The organism is Paenibacillus sp. FSL A5-0031 (genome assembly GCF_001956295.1).
Classification (GTDB): Bacteria; Bacillota; Bacilli; order Paenibacillales; family Paenibacillaceae; genus Pristimantibacillus.
In genome coordinates this window covers 227,892-243,164 of the sequence record NZ_MRTD01000007.1, presented here as the reverse complement: position 1 = coordinate 243,164, position 15,273 = coordinate 227,892, and the positions used below count along the sequence as shown (strand labels likewise).

The window sequence follows — 15,273 nt, the reverse complement described above, 5'->3', positions numbered from 1 at the left end:
GCTATTCGCCGCCTTTTCTAGCTCTTTCCGAAATGTCGTAGATGCTCTCCGCCAAATCGGTAAACAAAATGCCGTTCAAATGATCAACTTCATGCTGGAACGCGCGAGCGAAGTAACCAGATGCTTGAACGGTAAACGTCTGTCCGCTGCTATCTTGTCCGGTTACCACAATGCGATCAGCACGAAGCACGTCGCCATTAAGATTCGGAATGCTAAGGCAGCCCTCAGGACCAAGCTGCTCTCCTTCTTGCTCTACGATGACAGGATTAACCATCTCGACCAAACCATTCTCATCGCCCACATCTACTACAATAACGCGCTTCGAAATGCCGATTTGAGGCGCAGCAAGTCCTACTCCCTCAGCATCGTACATCGTTTCAGCCATATCTTTTAACAGCTTTTGCAAGTTTGCATTAAATTTCGTTACTTCCTTCGCCACTTCCCGCAATACCGGATCTGGCTCTTTTACAATTATACGGATACTCATAGTATTCCCTTCCTTTACGTTCATTAAAATAGTAATAGCTATTTATAATATAACTTGTGGATCTACGTCAATACTGAATTGCACCTGGCGCTGCGGCGGTCCATCCGTAAACGGGACGAGTGCCTTGCGAACAAGGGCCGATGCATCGATACTCCCACGATATTTTATCACACATTGAAAACGGTAGCGATCTTTCATTCTAGAAATCGGCGAAGCTACTGGTCCAAGCACCTCGAGCGCTCTACCAAAACCACTGCTTAGAGATATAAGGACGCCTTCATTTTCCGCTAATTCTCGCAAATCAGAAGCAAACCGCTCGCTAATGGAGGAAAGCAGCGGCAGCTGCTCATGAGACATCGTAACGAGAATCAATCTGCAATAAGGCGGGTAGCCCATTGCACTGCGATGACGCAGCTCTTCACTTACAAAAGCAGTGTAATCATGCTGCTGAGCGGTCACTACCGCATAATGCTCGGGAGCATAGGTTTGAATGACGACCTCGCCTGGCAAATGATGCCTGCCTGCACGTCCCGCAACCTGTGTAAGCAATTGAAACGTTCGTTCTGCTGCGCGAAAATCAGGCAAATTAAGCGATGTATCGGCAGCAATTACACCAACTAGAGTAACAAAAGGAAAATCAAGACCTTTCGCTACCATTTGCGTACCGAGCAGTACATCCGCTTTACGCTCGCCAAACTGCTTCAGAAGCTTTTCGTGCGAGTTCTTTTCTGTAGTTGTATCCACATCCATGCGAATAACACGAATGCCCGGGAACAGCTTCGAGAGCTCTTCCTCAACCCGCTGGGTCCCAGTTCCAAAATAACGAATATGCTCGCTTTGACAAGAAGGACATGTGGTTGGGGCCTGCTCGGCATGCCCGCAATAGTGGCAGCGCAGCGCCCGTGATTTCTGATGATAGGTCAATGAAATATCGCAGTGGGGACAAGCTGCAGTATAGCCGCAAGACCTACACATCACAAATGTTGAGTAACCGCGTCTATTTAGAAGCAGCACCGATTGCTCTCCGCGCTCGAGCCGTTCAGCAAGCGAGCTGTGCAGCAATCGGCTGAACATCGAGCGGTTGCCTTCCTTCAGCTCCTCGCGCATGTCGATAACGGCAACCGGCGGAAGCGGTCTATCGCCTACACGGCTAGGCATTGGCAGCAATGCCGGCTCACGGCCTTCGTCACGGCCAGATAGCGGCCGGCTTGCCGCTGCAAAGGATTCCAGCGATGGCGTTGCCGAACCGAGAACGACTGCCGCTCCATGCTGCTTCGCTCTTCTGACCGCCACATCGCGTGCATGATACTTCGGACTTTCTTCCTGTTTATAGGAGGATTCATGTTCTTCATCAATTATAATAAGCCCAATTCGTTCAAAAGGTGCAAAAATAGCGGAACGTGCGCCAATGGCTACCTGAACTTGGCGGCTGCGAATTTTTCGCCACTCATCGTATCGCTCGCCATTCGAAAGCCGGCTATGAAGCACAGCAACTGCGTCGCCAAACCGTCCTTTGAAACGCTCAACCATTTGGGGAGTCAGCGAAATCTCAGGAACGAGCACAATAGCCTGCTTCTCCTGCTCCAAACAAAATTGAATCGACTGCAAATATACTTCCGTTTTCCCGCTTCCCGTTACGCCATGCAGCAGCATCGTCTGAGGCTCGCCCGCATCAACAGCTCTAACGATACGGTTATAAACATCTTCTTGGCCTTCTGTCAGCTCTAGTGGCGTCGTTCGTTCAAATTCTCTACCCGCATAAGGATCGCGCTGCTGCTCTACCTCTCTAAGCTCAAGCAGTCCTTTCTCTGCGAGTGAACGAACACTAGCCGCAGAGCCACCTGCCAAAGTGAGCAGCTGCTGCAGCGCCAGTGGTCCGCCATGCTCCAGCATAAAGGCAAGAACTTCACGCTGCTTAGCCGCACGAGAAGGCAAGGCTTCCATCTGTACGCGTACAGCCTCCACGTCATCTGGTACATATACGGTCAGCACTTTGCGTACAGCAAGTCGATCGCGAATTGAGGTTTGTTCGACCAGCACACCTTCGCGAAGAGCAGCCTTGACGGCCTTTGCATGCTCAGGAAAACGCTCCAGCAGCACTTCAAGTTTAACAAGCTGTCCGCTGCTGCCTAGCCACTCCAGCATAGCTGAAGGTAGATCCACCATTGCTGCTTCTTCGTCTTGAATGCCAACCAGCCGTTCTGCCTTTCCCTTCAAGGCTGCGGGAATCATAGCCTGAAGCGCCGTCGTCCATGAGCAGCAATATTTATCGCTCATCCATTTCGCAAGTTCAATAAGATCCGGCAATAAAGGCGGAACATGATCGAGCAGCTCTGAAATCGATTTTAATCGATTGATAGCAACATCTGTCGTCTCCGACAATTCCGTGACAAATCCTTGCAAGACGCGGCCGCCAAAAGGAACGCCAACGCGGCTGCCGACTTCAATCCAATCTTCAAAGGCTGCAGGCACTTCATAGTCAAACGGCCGATCCGTCTGGCGGCTCGGCACGTCAACAATTACTTTAGCAATCATTAGCCGTTCCCTCCAGGAGACACTAGCCGCCCTGCAATCAACTCCAGCAAGCGATTCGCAACCTCGCGCTTAGACAATAGCGGCATCTTCTCCACAAGTCCTTCTGCGCCATATACTTGCACAATATTGGTATCACCGTTAAAGCCTGCTCCGTCCTTGCTTACATCATTAGCAACGATGAGGTCGCAATGCTTGCGGCGCAGCTTGTCCATCGCATAATGCTCGATCTGCTCCGTTTCTGCCGCAAAACCAACAAGAAACTGCTTCTGCTTGTGCTGTCCCAATGTCTCCAAAATATCCGTTGTACGCTCTAGCTCAAGTACGAGCTTCTCGCCTTTTTTCTTCATCTTCTGATCGCTCACATGCACCGCTCGATAATCGGCTACCGCTGCCGATTTCACGACAATATCCATGTCGTCATAGATGCTCGTTACAGCTTCAAGCATTTGCTGCGCGGACTCCACACGAATGACCTTAACACCTGCAGGAGGCTCTGCCGATGTACGGCCTGCAACTAAAGTTACATCAGCGCCCATCATCAGCCCCGCCTCAGCAATTGCAAAGCCCATCTTGCCTGACGAGTCATTGGTCAAATATCTTACCGGGTCCAGCCGCTCAATCGTTCCACCAGCGGTAACAAGCAATTTTTTCCCTTTTAGCTTTCCGTTTTTGCTAAACCACGAGTCGATTGCAGCTACGATATCTTCCGGTTCGGCAAGGCGTCCCTTGGCAACATAGCCGCATGCGAGCTGCCCGGTGCCAGGCTCAACAAACATCACGCCGCGCGACGCCAGCAGCTCCAAATTATGGACAACGGCTGGATGCTCATACATATGTACATTCATCGCTGGCGCTATTAGCACCGGACAAGTAGCAGCAAGCAGCGTTGTGCTAAGCATATCATCAGCGTGACCTCCGGCTAGCTTTGCTATTGCATTAGCAGTAGCCGGAGCAATGACGATTAAATCCGCATGATCTGCCAAATGAATATGAGAAACGACCGCAGGATCTCTCTCATCAAACGTATCGATATATACGGGATTGCGAGATAACGTTTGCAACGTAAGCGGCGTTATAAATTTTGTTGCCGATTCAGTCATGATGACGTTCACATTAACGCCCGCCTGCACCAGCTTGCTGCAAAGCGCTGCGCCTTTATAGGCTGCAATTCCGCCTGTGATGCCGAGTATAATTGTTTTTCCTTTTAGCATGGTGTATCTCCCGTCAAGCGTAAACAGCAAAACCCATCCTTTGGCGGCAATAGTCCGTTTCATGATGAAATATAAACTGCTTTCACAATATGTTAACATCGAATTTTATATTTCAAATGCAAACGGCAGAAGCCGCCCAATGGCAGATATGCTCGTTACGCGATAAAATGATAAGCCGCATAATAAGTATCTAGCTTATCATGTTATATTATTTGAAATGTGTAACTTTATTTGTCATTGATAATTACGAATTGTGCTACCAATCCTTGCGTTCCCTTAAGCTTGTAATTTGGGCAACATGATGTTTGCCGTGCCAAGCTACAAATCCAAGAAAATAAGCTAATCCAATTTGACTGCCCTTCTCTGGATGATAGAACATTTTTTCGAAATCTGAAGCATTCATTGAACGAAGCAGCAATACCCAGCGTGCATAAATACCTTCTACAATCGCTAAGCTGATATCTGTCGATGCTTGCAGGCTGTCAGCGGTTTCTGCCCAGCGTTCCCCGTTAAAAGGCTTAATCGTCGGATTGGACTCCGTCAGGGCAAGCTTGAATCGTGTGAAACTATTCATCGATGCATCTGCCAAATGATGAACTACCTGGCGCAAGCTCCATCCGCCGCTTCGATAAGACGTATTCAACATGTCTTCATCTAAATCTGCCAAAGCTGCTCGTAGCTGTCCCGGGAGCTTCTCAATCTCCACAATCCATTGTTCACGCTGCTTAACCGTCATTCCCTCGAACGAGTACCTGCCAATTGGATAACGTAATTTGTCCATTCCGTTCCCTCCTGTTCATTCGTCCCTGCACCTGCAAACACTGCTTCTATCATATCATATGCAGCAGAAAATTCTAAGTAATCCATTCACATTTCAAGCTGTAATTTATGTTTTATTCCGCTTGATTAAGCGCTGCTTTTCTTAACTGATGAGCAAGCTTGTACAGCTCGGCAATATCATATCTGCCTATTTGCTCGAACCTGCCTACTGCCTCGTCAATATCCACGACATCAACGGCAATGACTTGCTCGCCGTCTGGCGGATTAAGCGGTGCCTCCACGAGATTAACCTCGCCATAACCGACTAGCCGCACAAAATGCGGATGCGGAATATGCGGCCTATATGGCTCAGCAGCAAACGAGCGGCATTGAAAGCAGCCAAACAACGTATAAGAAACCAATTCTGCACCAAGTTCTTCTTTCACTTCACGAACAAGGGCGTCCATATGGTGCTCGTCCGGCTCTAGAGTGCCTCCGGCAAGTTCCCATCTTCCGTCATCAAGTTTCATGACTACATATTGATCGCCAACCGTAGGTATGATGCTAATATTGCTAACAGATTCTTCCGCCACTTCGTAATCAAGAGAGAAACAATTTTCAACCAAACCCCATACTATACCTTTAGATAATGTTGGAAAAGATTGTAGGCTTATGTTCATTTTGATGTACGTCCTTATCAACTATTATTGGTTATTCATCATTTTCAGAAATTCAAAGATTCCAACTGACATGCCAATCCCTACAAGCACAATAAGAAAGCCAATAACAAAGTTCATCCATCCTGAGCGTTTGCGTCTAGGCTTAGCAACGAGCCGTTTGACCTGTTGATCCAGCTTGTCTAATGACTCTTTTATTTCGCGGAGCTCCTGTTCATCTGCCATCATTCTCGCACTCACAGCCTCTCTTTGAAACGTTATGACCTGCTCAAACTCGCTTATCAACAATATGTTTGTTCTCTTTGATTTCTTTCCTGAGCATTTGAATCTCTGTATTAAGCATTTCCACTTGCTTTGTCAATTTAGACGAGTTTATCGAATCTCGGATAATAAATGACAATAGAAACAAGAAAACAACCATAATTATAATCGCAAAAAAGATGGGATCCACAGGCTTGCTCCTTTCAAAAATTGTGCGCATTAAAAAAGAAAAAGGAGTGTAATACTGTCTCCAGTATACACTCCGCTGTTCTGTTTACTATAATAAAACAGATCTTAATCCTCTTTTGTTGCTAGGTTTTCCACTTGGAGAATGTCACCGTAAATTTCTTCTAGTGCCACACCAACATACTTGCGGGAGCGCGGGTTTTTAAGCTCCGACTTGTCTCCGTTGCGAAGCATGCGTGCGCGTCTTGAAGCTGCTACGACAAGCGTGTATTTACTGTCAACTTTTTTCACCATTTCATCAATGGACGGATATAACATCGTTCATTCTCCTCACTCATGCTTTCTCAATTGCGGCAACCATTCCCGAAACGTAAGGTAAATATCTTTCTCTGCGGCAATGCTCTGCAATCATGATGCTGCGAATACGATCGCATGCAGCATCTATCTCATCATTCAATACCGCATAGTCGTAGTGACCGAGCAAATTCATTTCTTCAACGGCCACAGACATGCGATTATTGATCGTATCCAAAGATTCAGTACCACGTCCGGTAATTCGCTGCTTCAGCTCATCCAAAGATGGTGGCAATAGAAATACGAAAATACCATCAGGAAACTTTTGTTTCACCTTAAGCGCTCCCTGTACCTCGATCTCCAAAATAACATCCTTGCCGCTTTCTAAAGTGCGTTCAACGAAATCACGCGGTGTACCGTAGTAATTACCAACATATTCAGCATGCTCCAAAAGTGCGTCACGCGCAATCATATCTTGGAACTGCTCTCTGCTTTTGAAAAAATAATTCACGCCATCTACTTCACCCTGACGCGGTAGCCTGGTCGTCGCCGACACAGAATAAACCAGCTCAGGAACCTTGTTGCGAAGAACCGAACAAACCGTTCCTTTGCCAACCCCTGAAGGGCCGGACAATACAATTAACAATCCCTTATCCATATTACTCCCCGTACTATTCGTCGTTATCGTCGTCCTTAGTGGATAATCGGTGCGCAACTGTTTCTGGCTGAACCGCCGATAAAATCACATGATCACTATCCGTAATAATAACAGCCCGTGTGCGACGACCATATGTAGCATCGATCAGCATATGTCGGTCACGCGCTTCTTGAATGATCCTTTTAATCGGAGCCGATTCAGGGCTTACGATTGATATAATGCGATTTGCAGATACAATATTACCAAATCCGATATTAATAAGTTTAATAGCCAAGCCTCGTTCCTCCTCCGCCTACGGTCTTCCCTTGTGCATCTGTCTACAAATGTTCAAATACCTTTTATATTTTATAAATGTGAATACGACAAGTTCGCGTTCTTGCCAAATACCGACAGAACTACTGCACTATTGTTGACGAAAAAAGTGTCGGACATACTTCCGTTACAGGCTTTAGAAGCCATTATAAACGATTTTAGGCAGCCTGTCCTTACCACGCTGAATATGTGCGGCATCTGTATCCATGATTCATTTTAATTGATTTTTCACGAACGAACAAGCGAAAATGCGAAAACAAGCAAAAAAAGGCTGTTTTCGCATCTATTTATCTATTTAGTTGTGTACGCTCAGTCTTCTCCCAAACGTATTTGGTAAGCTGAACACCCATATCATAGAACATAAACGGTGTGATTAAATATATGCCATTAAAATGCGGCAAAGCAACGTCGAGCAGCTCCTTTGCAATTTGCACGCCTTCCGCTCGGCCCGCTTCCCCTTCAAGACCCGCCATGCGCTGGCGAACCTCATCAGATAGCTGGATACCAGGCACCTCGTTATGCAAATATTCGGCATTCCGTCCGCTGGCAAGCGGCATAATTCCGATAAATACAGGTACTGACAAATGCTTCGTTGATTCTGCGATTCGCTCAATTAAGCTTGGGTCATAGACAGGCTGCGTCATAATGTAATCTGCACCCGAAGTAATTTTACGTTCAAGCCGTTGGACCGCTTTGTCTAAATGCTTCACATTAGGATTAAATGCGGCGCCTACAACAAACTTCGCTTTTTGCTTAAGCGGCTTGCCTGAGAAGGCTGTTCCATCATTCAACTGCTTAATCATACGAATCATCTCGAAGGAAGTAAGGTCATATACGGAGCTCGAATCCGGCAAGTCGCCAAATCGGGCAGGATCTCCAGTTACAGCGAGCACATGATCGATATCGAGTGCATCAAGACCCATCATATGTGACTGCGTACCAATCAAGTTGCGATCTCGGCATGCGATATGCACGAGTGGACGAATGCCTACTTTCTCCTGGACAAGCGCTGCGAGTGCAATGTTGCTCATTCGCGTAACAGCTAGAGAGTTGTCAGCCATCGTAACCGCATCCGCCTTTGCTTCCTTCAAAGCAGCAGCACCAGCCATAAATTTGCGAATATCCAAATCACGCGGCGGGTCAAGCTCAACAATAACGGTGTGGCGCTTCTGAACCAAATCTACAATGTTAGGCTCCTGCACCGTTTGTTTCAGTGGCGCAGCTTCTGCTGTATCAGCTGATTTCTCAACTGGCTTTACAACAATTCTCTCTGCTGCAGCCGAATGAACAGCTGCTTGTCCGAGCTGCGGAATATAACCATCTAGCGCCTCGGCAATTGCCTTAATGTGCTCAGGAGTCGTACCGCAGCAGCCGCCAATCAAGCGAGCGCCGCGATCTGCAAAGCGCAAGGCTGTCTCTGCAAAATATTCAGGTCCTGCGGGATACGTATATTTGCCATCAATATAGTCGGGTATACCTGCGTTCGGATATACCGATAATGGTAAGCCAACTGGCCCCGTTATCGAGTCGATCGCTCTCATAATCCCATTCGGGCCGCTGCGGCAATTAAATCCAACCATATCAGCGCCCTCTTCTTGCAGTAAATCGAAGGCTCCCTTCATGCCATTCCCGTCCTGCGTGCGGCCAACATCCTCGACTGCAAACTGGCAAATAACAGGAACATTCGACGCTGCTCTAGCAATCTTAAGGGCAAGCAGCATTTCATCAAGATCATAGAAGGTTTCCAGCAAAAGACCATCCACGCCCTCATCAAGCAGCGCATGCATTTGCCGCTGATAGGCTTCAATTACTTTAGCTGTTCGTAAATTTTTCAGCTTGCCGTCTCGAATGGAGCCAACAGCGCCTACAACATAAGCATCATTGCCGATCGCTGCACGAGCTGCGCGTACACCAGCACGGTTAATTGCATCCATTTCGTCTTCTAAGCCATATTTCGAGAGCTTCTCAAGATTGGCTGAGAATGTGTTTGTCTCAATTACGCGTGCGCCAGCTTCATAGTAGCGACGGTGAATATTTTCGATTACATCGGGACGGTTCGTATTGATTTCCTCATAAGAAACGCCGACAGGGAACCCCATCTGATATAGATAGGTTCCCATCGCGCCGTCCCCGGTCAAGATACGCTGCTGGAGCGCTTCCCTCAAATCCGGTTTCATTATATTCATACCACCCATCTTACTTTGCTCTTAAAACTCGCCGCAGAATGATACTGCAGCTGGTCCAGACATATATACATGATTATCGGATTCATTCCACTCAATCAATAGGTCTCCGCCTTTAAGTGAAACCGTTGCTGTCCGATCTGTTGCGCCAGTGAGTACAGAAGCAACTACAGTTGCGCAAGCGCCTGTACCGCAAGCTAGCGTTGGTCCTGCACCGCGCTCCCAGACGCGCATATCGGTATGCGTACGGGAGTTCACCGTAACGAACTCAACATTTATTTTACGTGGAAATAACGGATGTGTCTCAAGTTTGGGACCCCAAGTGCCTAGATCAAAATTCACAGCATCATCAACATAGATGACACAGTGAGGGTTGCCCATCGATACAGCGGTAAAACGGAATTCACGACCGTCCACCTCTATCGGATGTTCAACGACTTGCTCCGCATCGATCGTTGTTGGTACGCGGTGGCCATTTAGAATCGGCTCTCCCATATCTACACGAACAGATGACACTTTGCCATCTTGAACGGTGAGCTGCACTTTTTGAGCGCCTGCGCCAAGTGTTTCGATTGTAATCTCTTCTTTATCGGTTAAGCCATTATCATACACATATTTAGCGACGCAGCGAATGGCGTTGCCGCATTGCTCAGCTTCTGAGCCATCAGAATTAATAATGCGCATACGGAAATCCGCGATTTCTGAAGGCAAAATATAAACGAGACCATCTGCCCCGATTCCAAAAAACCGGTTGCAAAGCTGTATAGCTAATTCCGCAACATTTTCTGGAAGCTGCTGCTCGCCTGCAATCACCACAAAGTCATTTCCCAAACCGTTCATTTTTGTAAAATTCATCTGAATGCCCTCTCCTTGCTACATCTCTAGGTATGATAAAACTATGATTAATTGCTAATAGCATACCGCAAAGCAAGGAGAAAGGCTATTCATAATTTGTATCAAGATTTGTATTTTTTCGTTATCTTGCCGCGGTTTGAGGGCCTAACGGCCATTTCGTTTTACCTTTATTTTTCTTGGAGGTGCCGAATACACTACCAATTCCCATTAAGAAAGTAGGAATTCCCGCAGCTACAAAGACGAGACACCATTCACGGAAGTTAAGTGGAACGGTTTTGAAGATAGGCTGCAATGCATCGATATAAAGCACTCCGATCATCAACACTAGCGAAGACAATACGGCAAGCACCAAGTATTTATTTTGGAACGGATTACGGTGAAAAATGGAACGCGAGCTTCGGCAGTCAAATACATGGATGAGCTGTGCCATAACGAGAGTAGCGAAAGCTACCGTTTGCGCCTTCATTAGGTGCGCAGCATTGTTTGGCCCGTCTTGAAGCGTAATCCAGAAAGCGCCAAGCGTACATACACCTATCAGAATGCCTCGGCTTATAATTTTCCAGCCCAGCCTGCGGGAGAAGATGCTCTCCTTTGCCGAACGAGGCTTTTGCTGCATTAAATCCTTTTCTGCCTGATCTACGCCAAGTGCCATTGCCGGCAGTCCGTCCGTGACCAGATTGACCCACAAAATTTGAATTGGAACGAGCGGAAGCGGCAATCCTGCCATCATCGCAAGAAACATGACAAGTATCTCGCCAACGTTTGAAGCTAATAAATAACGGATAAATTTTCGAATATTTTCATAAATGCCTCTTCCTTCTTCAATAGCAGCTACAATTGTCGAGAAGTTGTCATCGCTCAGAACGAGCGCAGACGCTTCCTTCGATACATCCGTTCCTGTAATGCCCATCGAAATTCCGATATCCGCTGCTTTGATCGCTGGAGCATCATTTACGCCGTCGCCTGTCATCGCAACAACATGTCCTTGGCGCTGCAGCGCTTTGACGATACGCAATTTATGCTCTGGCGACACACGCGCGTATACATAAATATTGTCTACGAGCCGGTCGAGCTGTTCATCGGACATCGCCTCCAGCTGCTTGCCGCTCATTGCGATGCCTCCGCGCGGCATAATGCCTAATTGTCCTGCAATTGCTTCTGCTGTCAGCTGATGATCTCCGGTAATCATAACGGTTTTTATTCCCGCACGCCTGCAGTTCGTAATCGCTTCTTTCACCTCGCGGCGAGGCGGATCGATCATCCCAGTCAAGCCTACGAATACAAGCTGACTCTCTACGTCCTCTTCGGTCTCGCAAGCGTCGGATGCGCGCAAATCCCGGTAAGCAAGTCCCAATACACGAAGCGCTGACTGCGCCATAACTTCGCCTGCTTCAGCGCATTTGCGCTTCAGCGTTGCCGTAAACGGAACGACCTTCCCTTCCCAAAGAACATAAGAGCAATGATCCATCAGTAAATCAGGCGCACCCTTGGTGCAAATTAGCCGCCCGCCTTGGTGCGATACTACAACTGACATCCGTTTCCGCTCCGAGTCAAATGGAAATTCCTTCTCCCGTTTATATAGCGGCTCCAATGATTTGGCAGAGGAGCCCAGCTTAGCTGAAAGTACAGCAAGCGCTCCTTCAGTTGGATCTCCCTTAAGTATCCACTCTTCATGCTGCTCCTTGTTTCTGCGCTTGCCCGTATCTACAGCTTCTACCTTCGACAGCTGTGCGTTATTGCACAAGGCGCTGACTTGAAGGAGACGTTTAATTGATAAATCATGCTTAATGTCAAGCGCATTGCCAGCTTCATAAATTGCGCCATTTGGAACGTAGCCCTCTCCGCTCACTTCAAGCTGTCTGCCGCCAATCCAGACATGGGTAACCGTCATTTTGTTTTGTGTCAGCGTCCCTGTTTTGTCCGAGCATATAACAGATGCGCAGCCTAATGTTTCAACCGAAGGCAGCTTGCGAACGATTGCCTTCCGTTTAATCATCCGCTGTACGCCAAGAGCTAAAGCGATGGTCACAATTGCTGGCAGCCCCTCAGGAATAGCTGCTACCGCCAAGCTAACACCTGCAAGGAACATGCCGTACGCTGGCTGGCCGTGCAAAATACCTGCAATGACTACCATAATCGTCAAGCCGATCGCCACAACGATTAATATTTTGCCTAACTGCTCTAAACGATGCTGCAGCGGCGTTTCCATCGATTCAGTCTGTTGGATCAAACCTGCTATTTTACCCATTTCCGTATCCATGCCTGTACGAATGACGACTGCGCGAGCAGTTCCCCTTGTGAGCATCGTTCCCATGAAGCCCATATTGCGCTGATCACCCAAAGGCAAGTCTTCCTCTGCAATCGCTGCAGCGTGCTTACCAACAGGGACAGACTCCCCTGTCAAAGCGGACTCTTCCACATAGCAGCTATTGGCTTCAAGCAGCCGCACATCAGCCGGAATGCGGTCTCCGCTTTCCAAATAAATAAGATCGCCTGCCACAAGCTCCTTCGCTGGAACGGTCAGTAGTTCGCCTCCGCGAATAACCTTGGCTGTCGGAGCGGATAATTCCTTAAGCGCCCGCAATGAGCGCTCCGCTCGAAATTCCTGCACGAATCCAAGTACGGCGTTGAGAGCAATGATCGCAACAATCGTAATTGCATCTAAATATTCGCCCAGCAAGCCAGAAATCAACGTTGCACCCATTAAAACGAGTACCATAAAATCCTTAAATTGATTAAGGAACAACAAAATCGGCGAGACACGCTTGCCCTCAGACAATTCGTTTTTTCCATTTTCTTCTAGACGTTGCGCCGCTGCCGACGTAGTCAGTCCTTGATCTGGGGAGCTGACTAATGCGTCAATCAGCTCAATTGTCCCCATTTGATGCCATTTCATTTGTTCCATGGTTTAACTCCCTCCTGTAATATGCCGAGCCAAGCAGCTAAGTTGTCGGCCCTTCGGACAGCCTTTATAGGGTAAATGTATTCGGACAGCCCTTAAAATATCCCATAAAAGACTTAAGTTTTTGGCTCAACTATGGCATGATAGAGAAAGACTTACAAAGGAAGCGAGGAACAACATCATGGCATTAGACGGCATCGTCACCCATGCAATTACGCAAGACCTACAGCGCTGTGTCGGAGCGCGTATACATAAGATTCACCAGCCTACCAATCATGAGCTCGTTTTTAGCATTCGCGGAGCCGGCATGCAGGGCAAATTGCTCTTGTCCGCCAACCCAACCTATCCAAGGGTGCACTGGACAACCGGTACGTATGTCAACCCTATGGAAGCGCCTATGTTTTGCATGCTGCTTCGGAAGCATTGCGAAGGCGGACTGATTGAATCCGTTCGTCAAGTTGGTCGGGAGCGTATCATTCATATTGAGGTTAAACATCGGGACGAGCTCGGCGATTTATCGAATAAAACGATTGTTGTGGAAATTATGGGGCGTCATAGCAACATTATTTTGATGGACCCTTCAACCGGCCTCATTCACGATGGCATCCATCATGTAACGCCAGCCATAAGCAGTCACCGCATCGTATTGCCCGGCAGCACCTATACCTCTCCGCCTGAGCAAGGCAAACTAGATCCGCTTTCGATTGTGAATGAGCAGCAGTTTTTGGACGCTTTAAGCGATACGGATGAAGCCGCTCCTCTTTACAAAAGACTAGTCGACAAGCTAAGCGGCTTTAGCCCTTTGCTCGCCAAAGAGCTGGTTCATCGGGCAGGTGCAGATGTGCTTCCAGAGGCTGAACAAGGTTCTGAGGAAAGCGTAGTGGCGGTTTGGAAGAGCTTCTCTAGCTTTATGGAACAAGTAAAGCAAGACATTTATAAACCTACAATTAAAACCAACGCAGATACCGGTAAGTCATTTTTCTCTGTCACTGAGCTTACGCATATCGATGGAGAAGAAACGGTATTCCCAGACATTAGTGCCTGCCTTGAAGGTTTCTACGGCAATAAAGCTGAACGCGATACCGTTAAGCAGCGCGCTGCTGACCTCATCCGATTCGTTCAAAATGAAAAAGCCAAAAACGTTACAAAAATCAAAAAGCTTGAGGATACGCTCGTTGAAGCGAAGGATGCTGAAAAATATCGGGTGCTTGGCGAGCTCCTTACTGCCTATATGCATCAGATGAAGCGCGGCGACACAACGATTGAGCTCGTCAACTTCTATGATGAGGAGCAAGCTGTAATAAAGATTGATCTTGATCCGCATCTTACTCCTTCTGACAACGCTCAGCGTTATTTCCGGCGTTACACGAAGCACAAAAACAGTCTATCCATCGTGGCTGAGCAAATGGAGCTCGCTCGTACAGAAATTCAATATTTTGAAACCTTGCTTCAGCAGGTCGATAACGCCTCGCTTGGCGATATAAGCGAAATTCGTGACGAGCTCGTGGAACAAGGCTATATGAAGGAACGTGGACGCCGCGGTCCAAAGAAGAAAAAAACGCTTAAACCAACCTTGCTTTGTTATACCTCTTCCGAGGGGGTAACGATGTATGTTGGCAAAAACAATACACAAAACGAATACCTGACGAACCGCCTTGCTTCACCTTCTGACACATGGCTGCACACAAAGGATATTCCTGGCTCTCATGTCGTTATAAAAGGCGGAGACTTTGGCAATGCAACACTTGAAGAAGCCGCTATGCTCTCTGCGCATTATAGTCAGGCTCGCGACTCCAGCTCGATTCCCGTAGACTACACAACGATACGTCATGTACGTAAGCCTAGCGGTGCTAAGCCGGGGTTTGTTATCTATGACAATCAGAAAACATTGTTCATTACACCGGACGAGCGACGTATCAAATCGCTGGCATGCCAACTGAAATAAACAGTTCT

The 15,273-nt window shown here is 47.6% G+C and carries 13 protein-coding genes; 1 reads left to right on the top strand and 12 read right to left on the bottom strand.

The window, feature by feature from the left end; all coding sequences use genetic code 11:
- Position 1: 1 nt before the first annotated feature.
- The 12 genes from def to BK120_RS14725 form a co-directional block, all read right to left on the bottom strand.
- Positions 2-487, bottom strand: a complete 486-nt coding sequence (gene def / locus BK120_RS14785; protein ID WP_218639590.1) for a peptide deformylase — start codon at positions 485-487, stop codon at positions 2-4.
- A gap of 42 nt (positions 488-529) precedes the next feature.
- Positions 530-3,022 carry a primosomal protein N' gene (gene priA / locus BK120_RS14780; protein WP_076268267.1) on the bottom strand — a complete coding sequence of 831 codons (2,493 nt, stop codon included), beginning with the start codon at positions 3,020-3,022 and terminating at the stop codon, positions 530-532.
- The gene (gene coaBC / locus BK120_RS14775; protein ID WP_076268266.1) at positions 3,022-4,233 is read right to left on the bottom strand and encodes a bifunctional phosphopantothenoylcysteine decarboxylase/phosphopantothenate--cysteine ligase CoaBC; all 1,212 of its coding nucleotides are present in this window, start codon (positions 4,231-4,233) and stop codon (positions 3,022-3,024) included. Before coaBC ends, priA begins: the two co-directional genes overlap by 1 nt.
- A 256-nt stretch (positions 4,234-4,489) precedes the next feature.
- Positions 4,490-5,014, bottom strand: a complete 525-nt coding sequence (locus BK120_RS14770; RefSeq protein ID WP_076268265.1) for a YfiT family bacillithiol transferase — start codon at positions 5,012-5,014, stop codon at positions 4,490-4,492.
- 112 nt (positions 5,015-5,126) lie between these two features.
- Positions 5,127-5,672 (bottom strand): NUDIX hydrolase, encoded by a 546-nt coding sequence (locus BK120_RS14765; RefSeq protein ID WP_144376759.1) that lies wholly within the window; start codon positions 5,670-5,672, stop codon positions 5,127-5,129.
- A gap of 24 nt (positions 5,673-5,696) precedes the next feature.
- Positions 5,697-5,957: a hypothetical protein gene (locus BK120_RS14760; protein ID WP_076268264.1), complete on the bottom strand. Its 261-nt coding sequence runs from the start codon at positions 5,955-5,957 to the stop codon at positions 5,697-5,699.
- Positions 5,958-6,224: 267 nt separating this feature from the next.
- The gene (gene rpoZ / locus BK120_RS14750) at positions 6,225-6,434 is read right to left on the bottom strand and encodes a DNA-directed RNA polymerase subunit omega (RefSeq protein WP_053375625.1); all 210 of its coding nucleotides are present in this window, start codon (positions 6,432-6,434) and stop codon (positions 6,225-6,227) included.
- 16 nt (positions 6,435-6,450) lie between these two features.
- Complete coding sequence (gmk, locus tag BK120_RS14745) at positions 6,451-7,068, bottom strand: guanylate kinase (protein WP_076268262.1); 618 nt, start codon at positions 7,066-7,068, stop codon at positions 6,451-6,453.
- Between the two features lie 13 nt (positions 7,069-7,081).
- Positions 7,082-7,342 (bottom strand): extracellular matrix/biofilm regulator RemA, encoded by a 261-nt coding sequence (remA, locus tag BK120_RS14740; protein ID WP_005548256.1) that lies wholly within the window; start codon positions 7,340-7,342, stop codon positions 7,082-7,084.
- 325 nt (positions 7,343-7,667) lie between these two features.
- A complete protein-coding gene (locus tag BK120_RS14735) occupies positions 7,668-9,557 on the bottom strand; it encodes a bifunctional homocysteine S-methyltransferase/methylenetetrahydrofolate reductase (RefSeq protein WP_076268363.1) in 1,890 nt (629 codons plus the stop codon).
- A gap of 30 nt (positions 9,558-9,587) precedes the next feature.
- Entirely contained in the window at positions 9,588-10,418 is an 831-nt protein-coding gene (gene dapF / locus BK120_RS14730) for a diaminopimelate epimerase (RefSeq protein WP_076268261.1), read from the bottom strand.
- Positions 10,419-10,539: 121 nt separating this feature from the next.
- A complete protein-coding gene (locus BK120_RS14725; protein WP_076268260.1) occupies positions 10,540-13,323 on the bottom strand; it encodes a calcium-translocating P-type ATPase, SERCA-type in 2,784 nt (927 codons plus the stop codon).
- 178 nt (positions 13,324-13,501) lie between these two features.
- On the opposite strand from BK120_RS14725, the gene BK120_RS14720 reads away from it, so the two are divergent.
- Positions 13,502-15,265, top strand: coding sequence for an Rqc2 family fibronectin-binding protein (locus BK120_RS14720; RefSeq protein WP_076268259.1), 1,764 nt, complete (start codon positions 13,502-13,504; stop codon positions 15,263-15,265).
- Positions 15,266-15,273: the final 8 nt, after the last annotated feature.